The 22,305-nt window shown below is 70.2% G+C and carries 28 protein-coding genes and 1 pseudogene; 10 read left to right on the top strand and 19 right to left on the bottom strand.

Annotation, left to right across the window (positions count from 1 at the left end):
* Positions 1-19 precede the first annotated feature (19 nt).
* A complete protein-coding gene (locus GPZ80_RS13180; RefSeq protein WP_187220614.1) occupies positions 20-979 on the top strand; it encodes a GlxA family transcriptional regulator in 960 nt (319 codons plus the stop codon).
* A 1-nt stretch (position 980) separates the two neighbouring features.
* On the top strand, positions 981-1,616 hold the full coding sequence (locus GPZ80_RS13185) for a DJ-1/PfpI family protein (protein ID WP_187220615.1): 636 nt from the start codon (positions 981-983) through the stop codon (positions 1,614-1,616).
* Between the two features lie 158 nt (positions 1,617-1,774).
* Here GPZ80_RS13185 and rdgB read toward each other — a convergent pair whose 3' ends face one another.
* Genes rdgB through GPZ80_RS13220 form a run of 7 tightly spaced genes read right to left on the bottom strand, consistent with a single transcriptional unit; the run spans position 1,775 to position 6,551 of the window.
* Positions 1,775-2,380 (bottom strand): RdgB/HAM1 family non-canonical purine NTP pyrophosphatase, encoded by a 606-nt coding sequence (gene rdgB, locus GPZ80_RS13190; RefSeq protein WP_187220616.1) that lies wholly within the window; start codon positions 2,378-2,380, stop codon positions 1,775-1,777.
* On the bottom strand, positions 2,377-3,123 hold the full coding sequence (rph, locus tag GPZ80_RS13195) for a ribonuclease PH (RefSeq protein ID WP_187220617.1): 747 nt from the start codon (positions 3,121-3,123) through the stop codon (positions 2,377-2,379). Before rph ends, rdgB begins: the two co-directional genes overlap by 4 nt.
* 10 nt (positions 3,124-3,133) lie before the next feature.
* Positions 3,134-3,904: an MBL fold metallo-hydrolase gene (locus GPZ80_RS13200; RefSeq protein WP_187220618.1), complete on the bottom strand. Its 771-nt coding sequence runs from the start codon at positions 3,902-3,904 to the stop codon at positions 3,134-3,136.
* Between the two features lie 35 nt (positions 3,905-3,939).
* Positions 3,940-4,743 carry a glutamate racemase gene (murI, locus tag GPZ80_RS13205; protein ID WP_187220619.1) on the bottom strand — a complete coding sequence of 268 codons (804 nt, stop codon included), beginning with the start codon at positions 4,741-4,743 and terminating at the stop codon, positions 3,940-3,942.
* Positions 4,740-5,360: a rhomboid family intramembrane serine protease gene (locus tag GPZ80_RS13210; RefSeq protein WP_187220620.1), complete on the bottom strand. Its 621-nt coding sequence runs from the start codon at positions 5,358-5,360 to the stop codon at positions 4,740-4,742. The genes murI and GPZ80_RS13210 overlap by 4 nt, the downstream gene beginning before the upstream one ends.
* A gap of 10 nt (positions 5,361-5,370) precedes the next feature.
* Positions 5,371-6,093 carry an aspartate/glutamate racemase family protein gene (locus GPZ80_RS13215; protein ID WP_187220621.1) on the bottom strand — a complete coding sequence of 241 codons (723 nt, stop codon included), beginning with the start codon at positions 6,091-6,093 and terminating at the stop codon, positions 5,371-5,373.
* Positions 6,090-6,551, bottom strand: coding sequence for an SRPBCC family protein (locus GPZ80_RS13220; RefSeq protein ID WP_187220622.1), 462 nt, complete (start codon positions 6,549-6,551; stop codon positions 6,090-6,092). Before GPZ80_RS13220 ends, GPZ80_RS13215 begins: the two co-directional genes overlap by 4 nt.
* Before the next feature lie 63 nt (positions 6,552-6,614).
* Between GPZ80_RS13220 and GPZ80_RS13225 the strand changes: the two genes are divergently transcribed.
* Together GPZ80_RS13225 and GPZ80_RS13230 are read left to right on the top strand one after the other, a co-directional pair.
* Complete coding sequence (locus GPZ80_RS13225; protein WP_187220623.1) at positions 6,615-6,839, top strand: hypothetical protein; 225 nt, start codon at positions 6,615-6,617, stop codon at positions 6,837-6,839.
* Between the two features lie 26 nt (positions 6,840-6,865).
* A complete protein-coding gene (locus GPZ80_RS13230; RefSeq protein WP_312880312.1) occupies positions 6,866-7,174 on the top strand; it encodes a type II toxin-antitoxin system PemK/MazF family toxin in 309 nt (102 codons plus the stop codon).
* A 138-nt stretch (positions 7,175-7,312) separates the two neighbouring features.
* Here the strand turns inward: GPZ80_RS13230 and GPZ80_RS13235 are convergent, their stop codons facing one another.
* The 8 genes from GPZ80_RS13235 to clpS all read right to left on the bottom strand — a co-directional run bounded on the left by GPZ80_RS13235 (position 7,313) and on the right by clpS (position 12,330).
* Positions 7,313-8,263, bottom strand: coding sequence for a PLP-dependent cysteine synthase family protein (locus GPZ80_RS13235; RefSeq protein WP_091383148.1), 951 nt, complete (start codon positions 8,261-8,263; stop codon positions 7,313-7,315).
* Between the two features lie 12 nt (positions 8,264-8,275).
* Positions 8,276-8,554 carry a MoaD/ThiS family protein gene (locus GPZ80_RS13240; protein ID WP_187220625.1) on the bottom strand — a complete coding sequence of 93 codons (279 nt, stop codon included), beginning with the start codon at positions 8,552-8,554 and terminating at the stop codon, positions 8,276-8,278.
* 77 nt (positions 8,555-8,631) lie between these two features.
* Positions 8,632-9,102, bottom strand: a complete 471-nt coding sequence (locus GPZ80_RS13245; protein ID WP_187220626.1) for a M67 family metallopeptidase — start codon at positions 9,100-9,102, stop codon at positions 8,632-8,634.
* Positions 9,103-9,185: 83 nt separating this feature from the next.
* Entirely contained in the window at positions 9,186-9,992 is an 807-nt protein-coding gene (locus GPZ80_RS13250; RefSeq protein ID WP_222719230.1) for an RNA-guided endonuclease InsQ/TnpB family protein, read from the bottom strand.
* A 46-nt stretch (positions 9,993-10,038) separates the two neighbouring features.
* Positions 10,039-10,380, bottom strand: a complete 342-nt coding sequence (locus tag GPZ80_RS32105) for a helix-turn-helix domain-containing protein (protein WP_222719231.1) — start codon at positions 10,378-10,380, stop codon at positions 10,039-10,041.
* A gap of 146 nt (positions 10,381-10,526) precedes the next feature.
* Positions 10,527-11,477 carry a P1 family peptidase gene (locus GPZ80_RS13255; protein ID WP_187220627.1) on the bottom strand — a complete coding sequence of 317 codons (951 nt, stop codon included), beginning with the start codon at positions 11,475-11,477 and terminating at the stop codon, positions 10,527-10,529.
* Positions 11,474-12,034: a DUF2017 domain-containing protein gene (locus tag GPZ80_RS13260; RefSeq protein ID WP_187220628.1), complete on the bottom strand. Its 561-nt coding sequence runs from the start codon at positions 12,032-12,034 to the stop codon at positions 11,474-11,476. The genes GPZ80_RS13255 and GPZ80_RS13260 overlap by 4 nt, the downstream gene beginning before the upstream one ends.
* Positions 12,031-12,330, bottom strand: a complete 300-nt coding sequence (clpS, locus tag GPZ80_RS13265; protein ID WP_091383160.1) for an ATP-dependent Clp protease adapter ClpS — start codon at positions 12,328-12,330, stop codon at positions 12,031-12,033. The genes GPZ80_RS13260 and clpS overlap by 4 nt, the downstream gene beginning before the upstream one ends.
* 118 nt (positions 12,331-12,448) lie before the next feature.
* Between clpS and GPZ80_RS13270 the strand changes: the two genes are divergently transcribed.
* Both GPZ80_RS13270 and GPZ80_RS32690 read left to right on the top strand, forming a co-directional pair.
* On the top strand, positions 12,449-13,744 hold the full coding sequence (locus GPZ80_RS13270; RefSeq protein ID WP_187220629.1) for a nicotinate phosphoribosyltransferase: 1,296 nt from the start codon (positions 12,449-12,451) through the stop codon (positions 13,742-13,744).
* Between the two features lie 34 nt (positions 13,745-13,778).
* Entirely contained in the window at positions 13,779-14,348 is a 570-nt protein-coding gene (locus tag GPZ80_RS32690) for an isochorismatase family protein (protein ID WP_246477042.1), read from the top strand.
* A gap of 9 nt (positions 14,349-14,357) precedes the next feature.
* On the opposite strand, the pseudogene wecB reads toward GPZ80_RS32690, so the two are convergent.
* The 3 genes and pseudogenes from wecB to GPZ80_RS13285 all read right to left on the bottom strand — a co-directional run.
* Positions 14,358-15,464 (bottom strand): annotated as a pseudogene (gene wecB / locus GPZ80_RS13275) (non-hydrolyzing UDP-N-acetylglucosamine 2-epimerase); the annotation flags it as partial.
* Between the two features lie 73 nt (positions 15,465-15,537).
* Positions 15,538-15,705, bottom strand: a complete 168-nt coding sequence (locus GPZ80_RS13280; protein ID WP_187220631.1) for an LAXTG motif-containing small protein — start codon at positions 15,703-15,705, stop codon at positions 15,538-15,540.
* A 17-nt stretch (positions 15,706-15,722) separates the two neighbouring features.
* Entirely contained in the window at positions 15,723-16,478 is a 756-nt protein-coding gene (locus GPZ80_RS13285) for a choice-of-anchor protein CoaP (RefSeq protein WP_187220632.1), read from the bottom strand.
* 302 nt (positions 16,479-16,780) lie between these two features.
* Here GPZ80_RS13285 and xrtP point away from each other — a divergent pair, with 302 nt between their 5' ends.
* The 4 genes from xrtP to GPZ80_RS13305 all read left to right on the top strand — a co-directional run bounded on the left by xrtP (position 16,781) and on the right by GPZ80_RS13305 (position 21,344).
* Positions 16,781-17,335 carry an exosortase P gene (gene xrtP, locus GPZ80_RS13290; RefSeq protein WP_312880297.1) on the top strand — a complete coding sequence of 185 codons (555 nt, stop codon included), beginning with the start codon at positions 16,781-16,783 and terminating at the stop codon, positions 17,333-17,335.
* Positions 17,332-18,708, top strand: a complete 1,377-nt coding sequence (locus GPZ80_RS13295) for an XrtP-associated glycosyltransferase (RefSeq protein ID WP_512699350.1) — start codon at positions 17,332-17,334, stop codon at positions 18,706-18,708. The genes xrtP and GPZ80_RS13295 overlap by 4 nt, the downstream gene beginning before the upstream one ends.
* A 253-nt stretch (positions 18,709-18,961) precedes the next feature.
* On the top strand, positions 18,962-20,992 hold the full coding sequence (locus tag GPZ80_RS13300) for an ATP-dependent DNA helicase (RefSeq protein ID WP_187220633.1): 2,031 nt from the start codon (positions 18,962-18,964) through the stop codon (positions 20,990-20,992).
* Positions 20,993-21,020: 28 nt separating this feature from the next.
* Positions 21,021-21,344 (top strand): hypothetical protein, encoded by a 324-nt coding sequence (locus GPZ80_RS13305; RefSeq protein ID WP_187220634.1) that lies wholly within the window; start codon positions 21,021-21,023, stop codon positions 21,342-21,344.
* A gap of 3 nt (positions 21,345-21,347) precedes the next feature.
* On the opposite strand, the gene GPZ80_RS13310 is transcribed toward GPZ80_RS13305, so the two are convergent.
* Complete coding sequence (locus GPZ80_RS13310; protein WP_187220635.1) at positions 21,348-22,286, bottom strand: hypothetical protein; 939 nt, start codon at positions 22,284-22,286, stop codon at positions 21,348-21,350.
* Positions 22,287-22,305 lie beyond the last annotated feature (19 nt).

A 22,305-nucleotide genomic window follows, 5' to 3' on the forward strand; every position in this document is an offset into this window, starting at 1 on the left:
CTGCCAGAGGCTGGACCACATGGCACACAGGGTCGTTCTCGTCGTCTTCCCCGGTGTTCAGCTGCTCGACGTCGTCGGCCCCGCCGAGGTCTTCGCGGGCGCGGCGCAGTTCGAACCGGACGCCTACGACCTTGTCGTCGCCTCCCCGGACGGCTCGGCCGTGCGCGGCGCTTCGGGCCTGCGGCTCGACGCCGACGCCGGGCTGGCCGAGGTCGACCACGCCGACACCCTGCTGATCGCGGGCGGATGGGGATACCAGGAGGCGTGCGCTCCTTCGGTGGTCGAGCAGGTGCGTCGGCTCGCGGCGACCGCGTCCCGGGTCTGCTCGGTGTGCACGGGCGCGTTCGTGCTCGGCACTGCCGGGCTGCTGGACGGGCGTCGGGCGACGACGCACTGGGCGATGGCCGGGCGGCTGCGGTCGGCCTTCCCCGGGGTGGTCGTGGAGCCCGACCGCATCTTCGTGCGCGACGGGTCGGTGTACACGTCGGCGGGGGTGACGGCGGGGATGGACTTGGCGCTCGCCCTGGTGGAGTCCGACCACGGCGCGGAGACCGCCCGCACGGTGGCGCGGTGGCTGGTGCTGTTCCTGCAGCGGCCGGGCGGGCAGTCCCAGTTCTCCACCCGTCTGGACTACGCGGTGGCGTCCGCGTCACCGCTGCGCCCGTTGTGTGACGAGATCACCGCCGACCCGGCCGCCGACCACCGGGTGCCCCGGCTCGCGCGGCGGGCGGGGATGTCCGAACGGCACCTCGGCAGGTTGTTCGCGGAGCAGCTGGGCACGACACCGGCCCGGTTCGTCGAACGGGTTCGCGTGGAGGCGGCGCGGGGGCTGCTGGAAGCCGAGTCGACCACCGTGGCGGCCGTGTCGGCGCGCACCGGCTTCGGCAGCCCGGAGACATTGCGGCGGGCTTTCGTGCGCGTCCTGGGCGTGGGCCCGGACGACTACCGAGCGCGGTTCCGTACCGCGGAGAGGATCTGACATGCAGGTCGCGATCGTGCTCTACCCCGGGGTCACCGCCCTGGACGCGGTGGGACCGTACGAGGTGCTGCGGCTGATGCCGGACACGGAGCTTCGGTTCGTCGGCCACTCACCGGGTCCGCTGATGACCGACGCGGGCATCCTGACCCTCGGCGTGACCCACACCTTCGCCTCGACCCCGGCCCCGGACCTGCTCCTCGTCCCCGGCTCGGAACGCGGCACACAGGCGGCGATGGCCGACCCGGTGCTGCGGCAATGGCTGATCGAAGCGCACCAGACGACCCGCTGGACGACGTCGGTATGCAGCGGAGCCCTGATCCTGGGCGCGGCGGGGCTGCTGAAGGGTGTGGACGCGACCACCCACTGGCTGGTCCAGGACGCCCTACCGCACTTCGGGGCGCGGTCGTGCCCGGCGGAGCGGGTGGTGCACCAGGGGCGGATCGCGACGGCGGCGGGGGTGTCGGCGGGGATCGATCTGGCGCTGTGGCTGGCCGGGGAGATCCATGGGCGGGAGGTGGCGGAGGCCATCCAACTGATGATCGAGTACGACCCGCGACCACCGTTCGACTCAGGACACCTGTCCAAGGCAAGCGAGCCGGTTGTCGCGTTGGCAAGGGCAGCATTCACCGAGCGGTGATCACACCGCACAGAGGCCGGGCCGAGAGCACCGCTCCAACTCGAGAGCACCGCTCTCGCCCGCACCAGAGCACCGCTCCAATTCCCGCACCAAAGCAGTGCTAACAAGAGAGAGCGCCGCTCTGGTGTGAGACCGGGTCGTGCGGCTGGAAGTCCGGCTCAGTCAGCCAATGACCGCAGGTGGTCGAGGAGTAGGCGGAGGGCTCGGCCGCGGTGGGACTGGGCGTCCTTCTCCGCGGGCGCCAACTCAGCCGACGTCCTCGTCTCCCCCTCGGGCACGAAGATCGGGTCGTAGCCGAACCCGTTCTCCCCGCGTCCGGCCCTGATCAGCGTCCCGCGCCATTCGCCGCGGACCACCACCTCGGGACCGCCAGGAACCACCAGTGCCGCCGTGCACACGAAGGCCGCGCCCCGGCGCTCATCCGGAACATCCGTCAGTTGCCCCAGCACAAGGTCCAGGTTGGCCTGGTCGTCACCGTGTTTGCCCGACCACCGCGCCGACAACACCCCCGGCATCCCGTTGAGCGCGTCGACCGCGAGGCCCGAGTCGTCGGCTATCGACGGGAGGCCGGTGGCGGCCACCGCGTCGCGGGCCTTGGCCAGGGCGTTTTCCTCGAATGTGGCGCCGGTCTCCGGGGCGTCCGGGAATTCGGGGACGTCGGCGAGGCCGATGATCTCGATGCCCGACACCTCGGCGTCGGCCAGGATTCGGCGGAGTTCGCCCAGCTTCTTGGCGTTGCGGGACGCCACCAGCACGCGGGTCATCCGGTCAGCTCGCCCGGGTACGGCAGCGCCAGGGCCTCCGCCTGGATGCGGTTGAGCTCCGCGCACCCGGCGAGGGCGTAGTCGAGCATCTGGTCGAGGGTGGAGCGGGCGAACGTCGCGCCCTCGCCCGTGCCCTGGACCTCGATGAGCGTGCCCGCGTCGGTCGCGACGACGTTCATGTCGACCTCGGCGCGCACGTCCTCCTCGTAGGGCAGGTCGAGCCGCACCCGGCCGCCGACCACACCCACGCTCACCGCGGACACCGCGCAGGAGAACGGCTGCGGGTCCGCGAGCTTGCCCTTCGCGCCCAGGTACGTCACGGCGTCGTGCAGCGCGACATACGCGCCGGTGATCGCGGCCGTTCGGGTGCCGCCGTCGGCTTGGATGACGTCGCAGTCGAGGTGGATGGTGTTCTCACCGAGCGCCGCCAGGTCGATGCAGGCGCGCAGCGAGCGGCCGATGAGCCTGCTGATCTCGTGCGTGCGCCCGCCGATGCGGCCCTTAACCGACTCGCGGTCGCCGCGGGTGTTGGTCGCCGAGGGCAGCATCGCGTACTCGGCGGTGACCCAGCCGAGCCCGGAGCCCTTGCGCCACCGGGGCACGCCCTCGGTCACGCTGGCCGCGCACAGCACCCTGGTCTTCCCGAACTCCACGAGCACCGAGCCCGCGGGCCAGTCCTGGTAGCCCCGGGTGAGCTTGATGTCCCTGAGCTGGTCGTCGTTCCTGCCATCGCTTCGCGCCACGTGCAACACCCTAGATGTCGTACTTGGCGCCCTGTTCGACGAGGACCATTTCACCGTCGTACGCCGCCCGGACCTCGGCCATCACCGCGTCGGCGTCGGTCCACGGCGGGATGTGGGTGACCAGCACCCGCTCGACGCCCGCGCCCGTGGCGAGGACGCCCGCCTCGTGTCCGGACAGGTGCAGGTTCGGCGGGTTGTTCGGCGAGTGCGTCCACGAAGCCTCGGACAGCAGCACGTCCGCGCCGTGGACGACCTCGATGAGCGCGTCGCACATCGCCGTGTCGCCGGTGTAGGCCAGGGACCGGCCGCCGTGGCTGATCCGGAAGCTGAACGACTCGCACGGGTGCGCCGCCGGGGCGACGACCACCTCGAAGGGTCCGATGTGGACTTTCCCGGGCCGCAGCGCGTGGAATTCGTACACATCGGACAGATCGGTGACCGCCCGGTCGGCCTCGTCGGTGGCGTAGGCCGCGATGAACCGGGTCGGCGCCTCACTCGGCGCGTAGACGTCCAGCTTGTTCACCCGCGGGTCGTACGGCGGCGCCGGGTGGTAGCGGCGCAGCACCGACAGGCCGGAGAAGTCGGCGCAGTGGTCGGCGTGCAGGTGGGAGAACATCAGCGCGTCGAGGTCGAACGGGTCGACCACCGCCTGCATCGCGGCGAAGGCGCCGTTGCCGAGTTCGATTCCCAGCAGGAAATCGTCAGCGGCCAGCAGGTAGCCGGAGGCGGGCGCGTTCGGGCCGGGGAAGCTCCCCGAACAGCCGAGGACTGTCAGTAGCACCTCGACAGACTGTCACAGCGAGCGCCCGGACACGATCACCGTCGAGCCAATGGAGCAACACTTGCCAACTCCGGCCCGAGGAATCTGCGTGCCAGGCGATGAAACGGCTCCGCGGGCCCGGTGGCGACGAACTCGTGCGCGGGCTCGCCCGCGTCCTCGGCGAACAGGTCGTGCTCGGCGAGGACCCGGAACACGTCTTTCGCGCACTCCTCCGCGCTCGACACGAGGGTCACGTCCTGGCCCATGACGATCTGCACGACGCCGGTCAGCAGCGGGTAGTGCGTGCAGCCGAGCACGACAGTGTCCACCTCCGCCTCCTGCAGCGGCTCGAGGTAGGACTGGGCGAGGCCGAGGATCTGCCTGCCCGAGGTGACGCCCTTCTCGACGAAGTCGACGAAGCGCGGGCAGGCCGAGCTGGTCACGGTGACGCCGGGCGCGGCGGCGAAAGCGTCGTCGTACGCGCGAGAGCGGACCGTCCCCGCGGTGCCGATCACCCCGACGCGACCCGACCGGGTCGCCGCCACGGCGCGGCGCACGGCGGGCACGATGACCTCGACCACGGGGATGTCATAGCGCTCGCGCGCGTCGCGCAGGCACGCCGATGAGGCCGTGTTGCAGGCGATGACCAGCATCTTCACCCCGTCGTCGACCAGCCGGTCGGCGATCGCCAGCGAGTGCGCCCGGACGTCGGCGATGGGCCGCGGGCCGTACGGGCTGTTGGCGGTGTCGCCGACGTAGCGCAGCCGCTCGTGCGGGAGTTGGTCGAGGATGGCGCGCGCGACGGTGAGTCCCCCGACGCCGGAGTCGAAGATCCCGATCGGAGCCTGAGGTCGCGTCACGCCTTGAACGTACCGGGAACCGCGGGCTTGTCCGCCACGGCGGCGAACCAGGCGGCCAGGACGCCGCCGACCGCGCCGAACAGGTGGCCCTGCCAGGAGATCCCGGTGTCGCCAGGCAGCACGCCGAGCAGCGTCGTGCCCCAGTACGCGAGCAGGACGGCGGCCACGCCCAGTTGCAGGATGCTCCGGTTGAACAGGCCGCGCACCAGCAGGAACAGCAGCCAGCCGAAGCACAGCCCGGACGCGCCGATGGTGACCGTGCCGTCGGGACTGGTGAGCCATACGCCGATGCCGCTGACCAGCCAGATCGTCGCGGTTACCGCGACCCACTGGCCCAGCCCGTTGGCCATCGCGAGGAAGGCGAAGACCAGCAGCGGCACGCTGTTGCCGATCAGGTGCGCCCATTCCCCGTGCAGCAGCGGGGACCAGATGATGCCGTCGAGCCCCTCGACGCTGCGCGGGATGATCCCGTTCATCTCCAGGTCCGCGGGCAGCAGCCGGTCGGCGAACTCGATCAGGTAGAGCAGGACGGCGAAGCCGCCCACGACGATGCCTGCCTGGGCCAGGTTCGGCGGAAGGACACGGTTCGCGGGTCGCTTGGCGGGGACGGTGCTCACGAAACCGAGGTTACGTGCTCGCGGGCCGCCGCGGATCCGGAAGAACCCTGAGGTCGTCCCCGAGCGCCACGTCGACGGCCAGTTCCGCGTGAAGGCGGGCGGTCGGGAACACCGGCACCGGGCTGTCGGCCTGGGTGAGGAGGAGTTCGATCTCGGTGCAGCCGAGGATGACCCCTTCGGCACCGCGATCGACAAGCCTGCCGATGACCTCGCGATACGCCTGGCGGGACTCGTCGCGCACGACGCCGAGGACGAGTTCGTCGTAGATCACCCGGTGCACGGTCGCGCGGTCGGCGGCGTCGGGGACGACGACGTCGAGGCCGAGTTCGGCGAGCCTGCCAGTGTAGAAGTCCTGCTCCATGGTGAACGCGGTCCCGAGCAGCCCGACCCGCCGCAGCCCCGCCCGGCGCACCGCGGCGGCCGTGGTGTCGGCGAGGTGCAGCAGCGGCGCGTCGATCCGGTCGGCGACCTTGTGCATGGTGTTGGTGCACAGCACGACAAGTTCCGCCCCGGCTCGCACCAGCGCCTGCGCGGCGTCGTCCAGGACGGCGGCGGCGTCGTCCCAGCGGCCTTCGACCTGCATGCGCTCGATGTCGGCGAAGTCCACGGAATACAGCACGCAGCGCGCCGAGTGCAGGCCGCCGAGGCGTTCACGGACGCGCTCGTTGACCACACGGTAGTACTCCGCCGACGACTCCCAGCTCATCCCGCCGAGGAGTCCGATGACCTTCACGACGCGACGGCGCCCGGGAGCCGGTGCAGCGACTCCTCCATCCGGCCGGTGATGTCCCGCGAGCCGAACAGCTTCAGCGCGAGCTTCTTGAAGCCGTCGGCAGGCTCCTGCAGCAGGCGGAGCCGGACGGTCGTGCCGTCGCCGTCGGCTTCAAGTTCGATGCGGAAGACGACGGAGGAGGCGTACACGGTCGCCGGTTTGCCGTCGACCCGCTCGGCGGTGTGCTTCCAGGCGATCAGCTTGTCGGGGACGAACTCGATGACCTCCTGCTCGATCTCGGAGGTCTTCGTGCGCCAACGGCCGTGCTGCAGCCGCTTCTCGCCGCGGCCGCTGCCGGAGAGGATCTCGGTGCGCACGGCGAAGCTGAACCAGTCGGGGGCACGGCGGGCATCGGAGACCACGGTCCAGACGTCGGCTGGGGATGCCGGGACATGGCCGGAGCGCTCGATCTCAATCACGGCGGTCAAATTACGCCATCAAGCGAGGTGGACAGCACGCGCACGTCGACGCATACTTGCTGTATGCAGACCAGCATGCGGGTGTCGGTGCGCAACCGCGACGCGTTAGCGCGGATCGCGGAGACCGAACTGGGCGGGGTCAGCCTGGACGAAGCGCTGCGGATCGTGCTGTTCGAGCACGCGACGCGCGCAGCTTTGGCGCGCTTGGCGGCGGATCCGGAGGCCGCGGGCGGCTACGCCGACGAGGCCGCGAGCCTTGCGGAAATAGACGCGGCGGCCAAGGAGTGACGATTCGAACGCTCGCACCGTGGCAGGTGTGGTGGACCGACTTCAACCCACAGATCGGCCGAGAGCAGGCAGGGCAGCGCCCCTCCATAGTCGTGGGCACGTCGCTGGCGTGTGAATTGCCCAACCGATTGGCAATCGTCTTGCCGTGCACGACCACCGACCGCGGGCTGCCGTTCCACCCGGCTGTCGACCTGGGGCGGCCGTCGTTCGCGATGTGCGACCAGATCAAATCCGTGAGCGTGGAACGGCTGGTCAGGCGCCACCCCGCACGCCTGCGCGACGACGAGATCGAAACGGTCCGGTTCGCCCTCCGCCAGATGATCGACTTGGCTTGACCGCACCCCCGAGTCGCCCCGCCCGGCAACCGAGTCGCCCCCTCCGACGAGTGAATTCAACATTCGTGATCGCGAAAGTCGAACTCAGTCGCTGGAGGGGGCGACTCGGTTGCTGGAGGGGGCGACTCGCGAGGGGGGTCAGGCCCAGAGGTGGCCGTCGAGGCGGTCGGCGGCCTCGTCGAGGGTGCCTGCGTAGGCGCCGGTGGACAGGTACTTCCAGCCCGCGTCGGCGACGATGAAGGCGACGTCGGCCGGTTCACCCGTCCCGGCCGCCTTCTCCGCCACGGCCAGCGCCGCGTGCAGGATCGCGCCCGTGGAGATGCCGGCGAAGATGCCTTCGACCTCCAGCAGCTGCCTGGTCCGCCGCAGCGCGTCGTACGAGCCGACCGAGTAGCGGCCGGTGAGCACGTCCGGGTCGTAGAGCTCCGGGACGAAGCCCTCGTCGAGGTTGCGCAGGCCGTAGACCAGTTCCCCGTAGCGCGGCTCGGCGGCGATGACCTGGATGTCCGGTTTCTGCTCACGCAGGTAGCGGCCCACGCCCACCAGCGTTCCGGTGGTGCCCAGGCCCGCGACGAAGTGCGTGATAGTCGGCAGGTCCCGCAGGATCTCCGGCCCGGTGCCCTCGTAGTGCGCGCGGGCGTTGTCCGGGTTGCCGTACTGGTAGAGCATCACCCAGTCCGGGTTCTGCTCCGCGATCTCCCGCGCCCGCCGGACCGCCTCGTTCGAGCCGCCCGCCGCCGGGGAGTAGACGATCCGGGCGCCGTAGGCCTGCAGGAGCTGCTTGCGCTCCTCGGAGGTGTTCTCCGGCATGACGCAGACCAGGCCGTAGCCCTTGATCTTGGCGGCCATGGCCAGCGCGATCCCGGTGTTGCCCGAGGTGGGCTCCAGGATCGTGCTGCCCGGGACCAGCCTGCCGTCGCGCTCGGCGGACTCGATCATGGCCAGCGCGGGGCGGTCCTTGATCGAACCCGTCGGGTTGCGGTCTTCCAGCTTGGCCCAGAGTCGGACGTTGGGTGCGGGCGCCAGATTCGGCAGCCCGACCAGCGGCGTGTCGCCGAGGGAGGCGATAAGCGAGTCGTACCGGGCCATGGCTGGCGCTCCTTAGCGGGAGCCGCCCGCGACCGCGGGCAGGATGGTCACGGAGTCGCCGTCGGCGACCTTGGCCTCAAGGCCGCCCGCGAAGCGCACGTCCTCATCGTTGACGTAGATGTTGACGAAGCGGTGCAGCGTGCCGTCCTTGACCAGGCGCGCCTTAAGACCGCCGTGCTTGTCCTCGAGGTGGTCGATGACCTCGGCGACGGTCGTGCCCGCGGCGGGGACGGACTTCTCGCCGCCGGTGTGGGTGCGCAGGATGGTGGGGATGGAAACGGTGACGGCCACGTGAAACCTCCGGGTTTGCCTGTTCGATCAGATATGACGTGCAGAGACGCGGCCGGTATTCCGGATGCCGCGCAAAGTCACAGAGCGCTTGGCTCGGGAATGTCGTCGGGGCCCGTGTGGGCGAACCGGTAGGACTCCACGACCTCGACGGGCTCTTCGGTGATGACGCCGTCGACGATCCGGTACGAACGCAGCTCGTGCTCGTTCGCGTCGCGGGTGGAGACCAGCACGTAGTGCGCGTCCGGCTCGGAGGCGTAGGACACGTCGGTGCGCGACGGGTAGGCCTCGGTGGCGGTGTGCGAGTGGTAGATGACCACCGGCACCTCGTCGTTGGCGTCCATGTCGCGGTAGAGCTTCAGCAGGTCGGCCGAGTCGAACTCGTAGAACGTCGGCGACCGCGCGGCGTTGAGCATCGGGATGAATCGCTCGGGGCGGTCACTGCCCTCGGGACCCGCGATGACGCCGCATGCCTCGTCCGGGTGGTCGCGACGGGCATGCGCCACCATCGCGTCCACTAGGTCTCGGCGTATCTGCAACACACCGCCCATCCTACGTGGTGGATGGGCACCTCCCACTGTGTGAGAGTCGGCACTTGGCATCCTCCCCAGCCGATAAAGGGATTCCAACAGCACTACCGCACGAGGAGGTACTCATGTTGAGGTTCACGGTTCTCGGGCCCGCCCAACGGCGGGCCTCCCCGTGCGGTCACGGCATGCCCTGCCGCGAATCGAATATTCAGCGCCGCGTTCACATCGGCATTGCAGGCGAAACCGCAGGACCGGCAGCGGAAGACGGCTTGGCTCTCGCGCGCCTCCCGATCCACGATCCCACACGCCGAGCAACGCTGACTGGTGAACCGCGGGTCGACCTTCACCACCCGGCCCGGAGCCTTCTGCTCCAGCCGAGTCACCAACTGCCCCCACCCGTTGGCGAGGATTCCCCTGTTCAGGCCCGCCTTCTGCCGCACGCCCCGACCCGGGGCTTCGAGCGTGCCCTTCGCCGACCGGGTCATATTGCTGATCTTGAGGTCCTCGACCGCGATCACATCGAACTCCCGGGCCAGGCGGGTACTGGTCTTCTCCACCCAGTCCTTGCGCCGATCGGTCTCGCGGGCCTTGAGTCGCGCGATCGCAGTCTTGACCTTGCGTCGCCGGTTGGAGCCGCGTTGTGCCCGGGCGAGCTTTCGCTGCAACCGCAACAACCGCGCCTTCTCGCCGTCGCGCAGAGCGGGCACATTCAGCAATTCCCCGGTCGACAGGGCCGCCGATACCACCACGCCTCGATCGACACCCACCGCCGCACCCGTGCCCGGTGCGGCGATGGGTTCGGGCGCCACGGCGAAGGCAACGTGCCATCGGCCCGCCCTATCACGGGTGATGCGGTAGGACTTCGCACCGTCGGCGACCGCGCGCGACCACCGGAAACGCAGCCAGCCCACCTTTGGCACCCAGACTTCACCCACATTGCGCGACACTCGCCGCACATCAGCAGGGTTGACCGCCACGATCCGAAAGCCCTCCCCTTGGCCGCGTCTGCGCCAGGTCGGGGCGCCGATGAGTCCCTCCGAAGAAGTTCGCCATTGCCTGGTCGAAGTCCTTCAGCGCCTGCTGCTGCACGACCACGGACCCAGCCGCCAACCACAGATTTTCCGCCCGCGCCTGGGTCGACTGTCGACACTGATCAGCGAAGCCTGGAGCCGACTTCTTCCCCTGCCGCCAGTGACTATGCTGCTCGACCGCCAGATTCCACACAAACCGGGCATGTCCACAGTGCAGCGACAGCAATCGCTCCTGAGCGAGCGTCGGGCGAAGTCGGAAACGGGTCACGCCGATCAACATAGACACGGGCACCGACAATTACGGACGCCGTTGAACAGGTAATCCGAGCACGCCAGAGGTCCTCATCTCCGCACCGGCGGCCACCGGAGACGCGAACCCCGGAGCACCCGGGGACCGTACTCATAACCGCACGGCTAGAACCAGACGTCCTGGTAGGAGCGCAATTCCCCGACCGTCCTCGCCGCCAGAACGCCGTGGACCATCGCCCTGGCGAACACGTCGGCGGCCGCCGCGTAGAGGGCGTCGAGTTCGAACGGGCCGGAGACCGGGCGCGCGCCGGTGGCCGCGGCGAAGACGGTGTCGCCGTCGAACAGGGAATGCGCTGGTCGGACCGCGCGCGCCAGGCCGTCCTGGGCAGCCATCGCGAGCCTGCGGCAGGCCGCCTTGTCGAGCTTGGCGTCGGTGGCGACGACCCCGATCGTGGTGTTCAGGTCCGACGCGACCGTCGGCAGCTCCGCCGCCCGGCCCGGCGACGCCGGGAACTCGCCGGGCAGGCCCAGGTCGGCCGCCCACGGGGTGCCGGTCTTCAGGTCGACGACCTCCCCGCGCGCGTTCACCGCCGCGATAGCCCCCACGGTGAACTCGCCCACCCGCACGCTCGCCGTCCCGATACCGCCCTTGAGCGACCCCGCCCGGGCGCCGGCTCCCGCGCCGACGCAGCCCTGCTCGACCGACGTCGACGCCGCCGCGCAGGCCTCATACCCGAAGTCCGAGGTCGGCCGGTTGCCCCAGGCCCCGCGCGGGAGGTCGAACAGCACGGCGGCGGGCACGATCGGAACCACCTCGTGCGGCGCCGCGCCCACCGGGAAGCCGCGGTTGCGCTCGGCCAGCCAGCGCATCACGCCGTCGGCCGCGACCAGGCCGTACGCGCTGCCGCCGGACAGGCAGACCGCGTCGATCCGGTCGACCAGGTTCTCCGGGGCCAGCAGGTCGGTCTCGCGGGTGCCGGGCGCGCCCCCGCGCCCGTCGACGCCGCCGACCGTGCCCTCGGGCAGCAGCACGACCGTGGTGCCCGTGGCCCAGCCCTCGCCGACGCGGTGGTGGTGGCCGACGAGGACGCCGGGCACGTCGGTGATCGCGTTCATTCCGCCGACAGGGCCTGGACCAGCGACTCCTGCACCCAGGTCAGCCAGTGGTACACCGCCAGGTGCGGACTGCGGGGGTCGTCGTCGGGCAGTTCGTCGGGCATGTCGTCGCTGACGTCGATGGCCGTGCCCAGCGCGAGCCGCACGTCGTTGAGCGCCGACAGCCACGCGTCGGCCTGCTCCAGCGAGAGCCGGACCCCACCACCGAACATGGGGCAGGTGTCGAGCACGACGCCCGCGACGCCGGTCTTGAGGTCGAGCAGTGTGGGCTCGTGGATCGAGCGCAGCGCCGCGGCGGAGTCCAGCTCGGCCTTGCCCGGGTTGTCGTCGTCGAGCCGGTGGAAGTCGGGCAGCAGCCGCGAGAGCACCGGGTCGTCCGGGGAGGTGGTCGGGCCGGTGCGGATGCCGGTCAGCTCGGCCAGCTCGTCCTGGGGCGTCTCCTCGATGCGTGCCTTGAGCATGTCGTCGATCTGCGACACCAGGCCGCGCAGGACAGCGGCCTCCTGCTTGTCGAGCTCCCCGAAGACCTTGTCACCCTTGCGCTTCCACGGCTTCATGACTGATGCTCCATCGTCGCCCACAGGCCGGCGGCGTGCAGTTTCGCCACGTCGCCCTCGACCTTCTCCTTGGAGCCATGGGAGACGATGGCTTTGCCTTCGTGGTGGACGTCGAGCATCAGCTTCGTCGCCTTGTCGCGGCTGTAGCCGAACAGCTTCTGGAAGACGTAGGTCACGTACGACATCAGGTTCACCGGATCGTTCCAGACGACCGTCTGCCACGGCACGTCCTCGGAGACGACTGCGGCGCCTGTCGGGTCGGACTGCGTCTGTTCCATGTCGACGGGGGCGGTCATGGTGTCAATGGTGGCATGTCCGCTTCGCGCGGGTGCGGCGGATCTTCATTCATTCGGAGTACGACATCACAGATCGCATCCACCCGCGGGAACGTGCCGGGCAATAGGCTTCCCGACCATGGTTGCGACCTCACCGAGCACGGCCCTGCTGACCGACCACTACGAGTTGACCATGCTGGCGGCCGCGCTCGCGGACGGCACTGGCGACCGCACCTGCGTGTTCGAGACCTTCGCCCGGCGGCTGCCCGACGGCAGGCGCTACGGCGTCGTCGGCGGCACCCAGCGGTTCATCGACGCCCTGGCCGATTTCCGCTTCGGCGACGACGAGCTGCGCCACCTACGGGCGACGAAGGTCGTCGACGAGGCCACCCTGGGCCTGCTGGCCGACTACCGCTTCGCCGGTGACGTCGACGGCTACCCCGAGGGCGAGCTGTACTTCCCGGGCTCGCCGATCCTCACCGTGACCGGCACCTTCGCCGACGCCGTGGTGCTGGAGACGCTGGCCCTGTCGATCCTCAACCACGACAGCGCCATCGTCTCGGCGGGCGCGCGGATGGCGAGCGCCGCCAACGGCAGGCCGATCATCGAGATGGGCTCGCGGCGCACGCATGAGCACGCGGCGGTGTCCTCGGCCCGTGCCGCGTTCCTCGCCGGGTTCTCCACCACGTCCAACCTGGAGGCCGGGCGGACGTTCGCGATCCCCACGACGGGGACCTGCGCGCACGCGTTCACCCTGCTGCACGACTCGGAGAAGGCCGCGTTCGAGGCGCAGATCGCCGCGCTCGGCACGGCCACGACGCTGTTGGTCGACACCTACGACATCACCCAGGGCATCGCCACCGCGATCGAGGTCGCGGGCACGGACCTCGGCGCGATCCGCATCGACTCCGGCGACGTCGGCGTGCTGGCCCGGCAGGCCCGCGAGCAGCTCGACGAGCTTGGGGCGACGCAGACGCGGATCGTGGTCTCCGGCGACCTCGACGAGTACGCCATCGCCGCGCTGCGGGCCGAGCCGGTCGACGCCTACGGCGTGGGCACGTCCCTGGTCACCGGCTCGGGCGCGCCGACCGCGGGGATGGTCTACAAGCTGGTGGAGGTGGCCGGTCGCCCGGTCGCGAAGCGCAGCTCGCACAAGGAGTCGCGCGGCGGCCGGAAGCTGGCCCTGCGCAGGCACAAGCCGACGGGCACGGCGCTCGAAGAGGTCGTCTACCTCGCCGAAGGTGAGCAGCCGGAGGTCGGCGAGCACGATCGGCCGCTGCAGATTCCCCTGATGCGGGCTGGACAGCCGGTGGCCGGACTGCCCACGCTGGAGGACAGCAGGCAGCGGGTCCGCCAGGGCCTGGTGAGCCTGCCGTGGGAGGGCTTGAAGCTGTCGGCGGGCGAGCCCGCGATCCCGACCGTCTACATGAACTAGTGTCCTGCGCAGGACACGAGGGAGCGAGTCAGCGATGACCGAGCGGACCGCGTTGATCGTGGTGGACGTGCAGAACGACTTCTGTGAGGGCGGGTCGCTGCCGGTCGCGGGTGGCGCGGCGGTGGCGGCGGCGATCAGCGCCCACATGGCGTCGGCGGGATACGACCACATCGTCGCCACCCGGGACTACCACATCGACCCGGGCGCGCACTTCAGCGAGAACCCGGACTTCGTCGACACCTGGCCCGCGCACTGCGTGGCGGGCACGGCGGGCGCGTCGTTCCACCCGGAACTCGACGTCACCGCGGTCGAGGCGGTGTTCTCCAAGGGCGCCCACGCCGCGGCGTACTCCGGGTTCGAAGGTGTCGGGCCCGAGGGCCGCTCACTGACGCAGTGGCTGCGGGACAAGGGCGTCTCGAAGGTCGACGTCGTCGGCATCGCGACCGACCACTGCGTGCGGGCCACCGCGGTCGACGCGGCGCGCGACGGCTTCGACACCACCGTCCTGCTCGACCTCACCGCCGCCGTCTCCCCCGACACCGCCGAGACCGCGCTCGCGACCCTGCGCGCCGCGGACGTCCAACTGGTCGGCACCCTGCGCTGAGCCGGGCAGCAGCAGCCGCTCCAGCGCTTCGAGGACCCGGCCAGCGGCCTTGCCGTCACCGAAGGGGTTGCGGTCGGCCGGGACACGCAGATTCGTGCCGAGGATCCGGTCCGCGCCCGAGAGCAGCATCTCGCGGTCGGTGCCGACGAGCCACGCGCAGCCCGCGCGGACGGCCTCGCGCCGCTCGGTCACCTCGCGGGCGACCAGGACGGGGACGCCGAAGCTCGGCGCCTCCTCCTGGATGCCGCCGGAATCGGTGACGACCAGGGCGGCCAGGCGCAGGGCCCGGACCAGGTCGGGGTAGTCGAGTGGACCCGTGACCGACACCCGCTCGACGCCGTCGAGCGCGGCCCGAACCTGGGCGCCCACGGCCGGATTCGGGTGCGTGGGCAGCAGGACGCGGATGTCGGGGTGGCGCTCGACCATCGTGCGGACGGCGCCGAGGACCTCGTCGAGCGGGGCGCCCCATGACTCGCGGCGGTGCACGGTGACCAGCACCAGCCTGCCACCGGAGTCGGCGAGGTCACGCTCGACGGCGGCCAGGCTCGGGTCGCCTGCCGGACGGTCCGTCGCGGCGATGTGCAGCACGGCGTCGACGACGGTGTTGCCGGTGACCACGATGTCGCGCCCGGCCACCGCCTCGGCACGCAGGGCCGCGGCGGCGTCGTCGGTCGGGGCCAGGTGCAGCGCGGCGATCCGCGCCACCATCTGCCGGTTGCCCTCCTCCGGAAAGGGCGCGGCGAGGTCGCCGGTGCGCAGGCCCGCTTCGAGGTGCACGACCGGGATTCCGCGCCAGAACGCGCAAAGCGCTCCCGCGAGGGTCGTCGTCGTGTCGCCTTGGACGATGACGGCCGCCGGGCGGCGGCGGGTGAGCAGTTCGTCGAGAGCGGGCAGCAGTTCGGCCACGAGTTCGGCCTGGGTGCCCGTTCCCCGGTTCACTTCGAGAACTTCGGTGTGGCTGAGGCCGAAGGGTTCCAGCGCCTGCTCGACCATCCCGGCATGTTGTCCACTGTGGACGATGACCGACCGCAGCACGGGGTGGCCGTCCAGGGCGAGCGCGACCGGGGCGGCTTTCACCGCCTCGGGTCGGGTGCCGACGAGGAGCAGGACTTCCACGGTGCCTCCAGCTTGCCAGACAAGGAAAAGAGGGCCCCGGGCGGGAATCCGTCTCGCCCGGGGTCCTCGTGGATCAGTCTTTCTTCGCCGCGACGGTTCGGCGTCGGTGCGAGTGCAGCAGCAACGCGCCGGTGATGAGCAGTGCGATGCCCAGCGCCAGCCACCAGCCGATGTCGGCGCCGGTCACCGCGAGTCCGGTGCCACCACCGATGACGGCACCTCCGCCTGGAGCTCGGTACACGCTCGGACCTCCCGCCGTTATCCGGTGACCAGTGTGCGCCGCTTGCGGATCACGCTGAAGCCGACCGGGATCGCGACCGCGCCCAGCAGGCCCAGGCCGATCCACAGACCCGCGCCGGACGCCATCGGGATCGGCGGGGCCGCCGGTCCACAGGTGGCGCTGCTGATGATCACATCACCGGAGATGATCGGCGTGTTGGCCCTGATGTGGATCGCGTTGACGGTCAGGCTGCCGTCGCCGTTCACGATCTGCTCGTTGAGGGTGATCGACAGCACCGGCGGGGGCACCGGGCCCGGCGGGACGGCGATCACGGTGTTCGGTGGTGGGTTGGCGGGCAGGGACTGCCCGTTGAAGGTGCCGTTGACAATCGAGGTGGATCCGGTGTTGCCGCCCTGGGTGGCGTCACAGGCAGCTTCGACGAGGCCGATCGAGCCTGAGAAGCCGCCCAGACTGAGGGCGACGTTCGCGACCGAGGCCTCGCTGTGCACGCCGCCGGTGGCGTCGTCACGGATGGCCTCGCTCGTCGCCACACCCGCGGTGAGCACGTTCGGGATGCTGACGCTCGCCACTTCCGCCGTGGTCGGTCCGTCAGTGTGGGAGGGGGCCAAGGGGCCCACGTTGATCGCCGGACCGCCTACCAAGGTGAGATTCGCCGAGACGACGAAAGCTGATCCGTCACCAGGAGCGGCCGATGCGGGCAGTGCGCCTACGAGCAGCGCGGCCGCGGCCAGAAGGCCCACCACACCACCGCGACGCACCATGTGCTTGTGCATCAAATCCTCCGATTCGTTTGGGACTCAAGCTCGTCGCCCGGGGCTAATAGCCGAACTCGGGGCAGCGACCGAGCCTGCGCCTTCGTATCGGTGATAACGGCCAAATTGCGACCATCGAAACGGATCGCTACCCGATCGAGTGATATTTCAACGAATTTCGTACCCCTAGGTGGGGTCAGTCGTTGCGGCAGTGTGCACCTGGACCGGGTTATCACCCGATTCGGCGATGAAGTTTGTTCACGAAAGCCCCGATAGTCACATGACGGGTCGGGGACTCGACGCACGAGACGGAGGAGTGCCGGGTGGCGTTCGCAGGGTCTCTACCGGTTACGAACACGCCAAGAACCACTGTCGGATCCCGAATCCTGATCGGTGCGCTCGGGGCTGTCGTCGTGGCGCTGATCGTGATGAACCGCGCCTACCGGACCGGCGAAATGGCGTTGGCCAGTGGCATTCTGAGCCTGATCACGTCCTCGGGCGTCTATCTCGCGCCGCAGCGGCAGTCGCTCTATTTCGGCCTCGGAACCGATCATGCTTTCGGCCTGCAAATGAGCCCGGAATGCACGTCGGCATTCCTCGTGCTGCCGTTGCTCGTCGTCGGCGCGGTAATGATCGCGCTCCGGCCGAGAATCGCCGGTCGCGTTCTCGGCGCGCTCGCGATCGCGACGCTCGCGGTGATCCTGGTGAACCAACTCCGGATCCTGACCCTGGTCGGCCTGATCGACTGGCTGGGCACCGACCGTGGTTACTACTGGGGCCACACCCTGCTCGGATCGATGGTGAGCATCATCGGCGGCGCGGCGGCCCTGGTGATGTTCGTCTGGCTCGCCACCCGCAAACCCAAGGCGGAACGTTGAACCTCTCGCTGCTGCTGGGCCTCACCCAGGCGCTCGCGCTGACGATGAGCGTCGCGTTCGTGACCTACGTGTGCCTCATCGTGGTGCCGTACATGCGGCACAAACCGCTTCCCACGGGCGATCCCGCGCGGCTGGAATGGCACTTCTTCGTGCCCTGCCGCGACGAGGAGCCGGTCATCGCCGACACGATTGTCTACCTGCGCACCACGTTCCCGCACGCGCACGTCTGGGTCATCGACGACGACTCCGAGGACGGCACGGCGGCGGTGGTCACCTCCCTGCGCGGCCCCAGGCACGGCGGCAGCGGCGACAAACACCTGCACCTCGTGCAGCGCAGGCGGCCGCTGGCCAGGACCGGCAAGGGCGACGCGCTCAACGCCGCCTACCGGGCGCTCAAGCACTGGATGGGCAAGCACGCCGACACCGACCGGGCGATCATCGTCGTGGTCGACGCCGACGGCAGGCCCGCGGCGAACTGCCTCGAGGTCTGCTCTGCGGGCCACCTCTTCGGCGACGGCCGGGTCGGCGCCGTGCAGGTCGACGTCCGGATGAGCAACCGGGGGATGCCACCCGCCGAGGGCGGGTTCTTCGCCAAGCGCTTCGGCTCGGCGCTGGTCCGCATGCAGGACCTGGAGTTCCGCAGCGCGATCGCCGCGATCCAGCTCTCCCGCGGCCACACCGGCACGATCTCCATGGGCGGCAACGGCCAGTTCACCCGACTGTCCGCGTTGGACAGCATCGTCGAGGGCGCCGGCCCGTGGCGCGGCGCGCTGCTGGAGGACTTCGAGCTCGGCGTGCATCTGCTCACCGTGGGCTGGCACACCGGGTTCACCGTGGACACCCACGTCGACCAGGAGGCGCTCTACAGCATGCGCCGGTTCCTCACCCAGCGGACCCGCTGGGGCCAGGGCACCATGCAGTGCTCCCGATACGTCCGGCGCATCTGGGACTCGCGGCACCTGTCCACCCTGGGCGCCGCCGAGATGCTCTATTACCTGGCGCAGCCGTGGATGCAGCTGCTGGGCACCCTCATCTACCCGATCCCGTTCGTTCTGTTGGGCTTCCGGGCGGCCGAAGACCCGGTGGCGGTGTGGGAGTGGTTCTCCGGCGGCGCCTGGCTGCTGTTCGCCACGTACGGGTCGTTCGGGCTGATGCCCTTCTTGATCTGGGGACCGATCTACCGCAAGAAATGCGAACCGGACAAGAGTTTCCTGCGCGGCGTGGCCTATGGGTTCGGCTACGCGCTGTACATCTACACGTTCTACATCACGTCTTGGCGTGCGCTGATCCGGATGATCCGGGGGAACAACGGGTGGACCAAGACCCGGCGCAACACTGAGACGCACACGTCTGTGGTGGCGCTGGACCACTAGGAGCCGCGGTTCTTGTGGCTGGGTGCCTGTTGGGATCGACCCCTTGCGTATCGGGACGGTGGGCGACGTCGCTCAGCAGACTGTCGGGGACCGGGCCGCGGCGTGACGCTGGTGGGCGGGCGTCCGGTTCCGGACAGACCGGGCCGCGGCGTGACGCTGGTGGGCGGGCGTCCGGTTCCGGACAGACCGGGCCGCGGCGTGGCGCTTGGGGGTGGCCTCGGCTTGTCAGTACACCCCGGTACCGTCTTGTGCTGTGCCGGACAACCTCCCCTCGTTGCGTGAGCTGCTCGCCGCCGCGGTCACCGCGGTCGGCGGCGCCGAGCGACCGGGGCAGGTGGAGATGGCCGAGGCCGTCGACGCGTCCATTCGGACCGGCGACCACCTGGCCGTCCAGGCGGGCACGGGCACCGGCAAGTCCCTGGCCTACCTCGTCCCCGCAGTGCGGCACGCGGTGGCAAACGGCAGCACGGTGGTCATCTCCACGGCCACCATCGCCCTGCAGCGCCAGCTGGTCGACCGTGACCTTCCTCGACTGACGAAGGCGCTGGCCAAGCCCCTCAAGCGCACGCCGACGTTCGCCATCCTCAAGGGCAGGCGCAACTACCTGTGCCTGCACCGCCTCGACGGTGGGCCGCAGGACGAGCCCGAGGACCAGGCGCTCTTCGATCCGTTCGCCATCTCCCGGCTCGGGCGTGAGGTCACCCGCCTGCGGGAGTGGGTCAGCGACACCGAGACCGGCGACCGCGACGAGTTGGTCCCGGGCGTGTCCGAGCAGGCCTGGCGGCAGGTGTCGGTGTCGGCGCGGGAGTGTCTCGGGGCCTCGAAGTGTCCGATGGGCACCGACTGCTTCGCCGAGAAGGCGCGCGCGGAGGCCGGTCGAGCCGACGTCGTGGTCACCAACCACGCGCTGCTCGCCATCGACGCGCTGCAGGGCTACCAGGTGCTGCCCGAGCACGACGTGGTGATCGTCGACGAGGCCCATGACCTGGTCGACCGGGTCACCTCAGTGGCCACGGGCGAGCTGTCCGCCGCCATGGTCTCCATCGCCTCACGCAGGGTCGGCAGGCTGGTCGAGGAGGACACGGCCGACCGGCTCAACGAGTGCGGCGACGGCCTGGCAATGCTGCTCGAAGACGTCCCCACCGGCCGTCTCGACAAGATCCCCGAGCCGCTGCGGGTCACCATCACCGCGATCCGCGACGCCGCCCACCACTGCATCTCCTCGCTGGGCCCCGAGCGCGGGGCCGACGCGGACGTGGTCGCCGCCCGCAAGCTGGCGATGTCCGTCCTCGAAGAGGTCCACGACAACGCGGTCCGCGTCCTGGAGGCGTTCGACACCGACGACGCCCACCGCCGCGACGTCGTCTGGATCACCGGCGACTACGGCTCGAACACCCCGCGCCCGCCGACCCTGAAGGTTGCGCCCCTGGGCGTGGCCGGGTTGTTGCGGGAGAAGCTGTTCGGCGAGAACACCACCATCCTCACCTCCGCGACGCTCACGTTGGGCGGCAGCTTCGACGCGCTCGCCCGGCAGTGGGGGCTGCCCGGGCAGAGCGCGGGCGAGAAGGTCGACGGCATGGCCTCCGAGAAGGAGGTCGCGCCGGACTCGATCCGCTGGACCGGCATCGACGTCGGTTCCCCCTTCGACCACGCGCGCAGCGGCATCCTCTACACCGCCCGCCACCTGCCCCCTCCCGGCCGCGACGGCCTGCCCGAGGCCTACCTCGAGGAACTGAAGTCTCTGGTGGAGGCTGCGGGCGGGCGCACCCTGGGGTTGTTCTCGTCGATGCGCGCGGCCAAGAACGCCGCCGCCGAACTGCGAGAGCGGACCGACGTCGAAATCCTGTGCCAGGGCGACGACTCGACGTCGCTGCTGGTCAAGAAGTTCGCGGAGAACCCGCAGACGTGTCTGTTCGGGACACTGTCGCTGTGGCAGGGCGTCGACGTCCCCGGGCCGTCACTGTCGCTTGTGGTCATGGACCGCATCCCGTTCCCACGACCGGACGACCCGCTCGCCTCCGCCCGCCAGCGTGCCGTGGAGGCCCGCGGCGGCAACGGTTTCCTCTCCGTCGCCGCCACCCACGCGGCGCTGCTCCTCGCGCAGGGCGCGGGCAGGCTGTTGCGCTCCATGGACGACCGCGGCGTCGTCGCGATCCTCGACCCACGCCTCGCCACCGCGCGCTACGGCGGCTTCCTGCGGGCGTCCCTCCCCCCGTTCTGGCCCACGACCGATGCCGAGGTCGTCCGGGCCGCGCTGCGCAGACTCGACGACGCGGCGAACTAGAATTTCCATTTCCACCTTCGGAGGTCGCGTGTCAGGCAATCCCGGCGATGCAGGAATCACCGTCGACGACGACGGCGTGCGCAGGCACCTCGCCGACGGCACCGAAGAGGCCGTGTCCTGGTCCGAGCTGGCGGAGGTCGCGATCCGGACCACGCCCGAGGGACCGTGGAAAGAGGACGTCTTCTTCCTGCTGATGCGCGCGGGCGGCGGCGGCTGCGCCGTGCCCGCGGGCGACCCGGCCGCCGACGACCTGATGAGCAGGCTGCAGTCCATGCCGGGCTTCGACAACGACGCCTTCATCGAGGCCATGACGACCACTGAGGACGGTCTGTTCGTCGTCTGGCAGCGCTGAGGTTCAGGGGCGCGGCAGGTCGAACTCCGCGTCCCACAGCATCCGGCGGACGAGCACCTCCTCGCCGCCCTCCCGCTCCGCCGCCGCCGCGAGCGCGCGCAGGTCGGCTTCCGCGGTGGTGACCCAGTCCGCGGAGGACGCCCAGAACCGCTTGATCTCGCCTTCGAGGTGCCTGCGGATCCGCCTGCGCGCGACGAGCAGCACCACCCGACCCAGCCCACGGGCACGCAGCGACAAAGCGCCATCGAGTTTCCACTCCCTGGCCGACCCGGCGACCTCGGCTTGGGTGGCGCCGCGGAACCGGTTCGCCTGCCCCTTGGCTTCGAGCAGTCCGCCCCCGTTGCCTGCCAAGGTGCCAAGATCCAGCGTGGCCGACCCCTCCCCCGACCCGCCGAGCAGCTGGGCAAGGCAGCCCGAGCCCACCTCGTCCTTGATCATCGCGGTCAGGTCCACCCATCCGGCGACCTCGATCCGCGGCAACACCCCACGGCGGAGGTCGACGGTGACGGCCCACCGCCCCCTGTCCTCGCTCACCGTCGCCGCCATACCGCGCGCGTCGTCCTCTTTGAGAGTCACGAAACAGGTGGACTGCTCGACCCCCACCCGCACCATCGCGTCGTTCCGCCGCTGGTAGTGCGCCGCCCACTCTTCCTCGGTGTGCCTGCCGCCGCCGAGCGCCGCCATCTCCCGGTCGAACTCGGCCCGGCGAGCCTCGGGCAACTCAAGCTTCGGTGTCTCGATGGTCACGGAGTACCGCGCGCCTGCCGCCCGATGACGACCCTCGACGAGCGCGAACGCGGGAACAGCGGCCCCGGTGAGCGGGTTGAGCACCGCCCCCGACCCGTCGAACTCAAGCCGCGCCCACTCGCCGAACAAGGACGGGACCAGCTTCACCACCGGCACGATATCGATCCGCCGCACGGTCCCAGACGTCTTCACCATCACGGCCCGGGAGCGTACG

It is taken from the genome of Actinokineospora xionganensis, from assembly GCF_014323725.1.
GTDB classification, from domain to species: domain Bacteria; phylum Actinomycetota; class Actinomycetes; order Mycobacteriales; family Pseudonocardiaceae; genus Actinokineospora; species Actinokineospora xionganensis.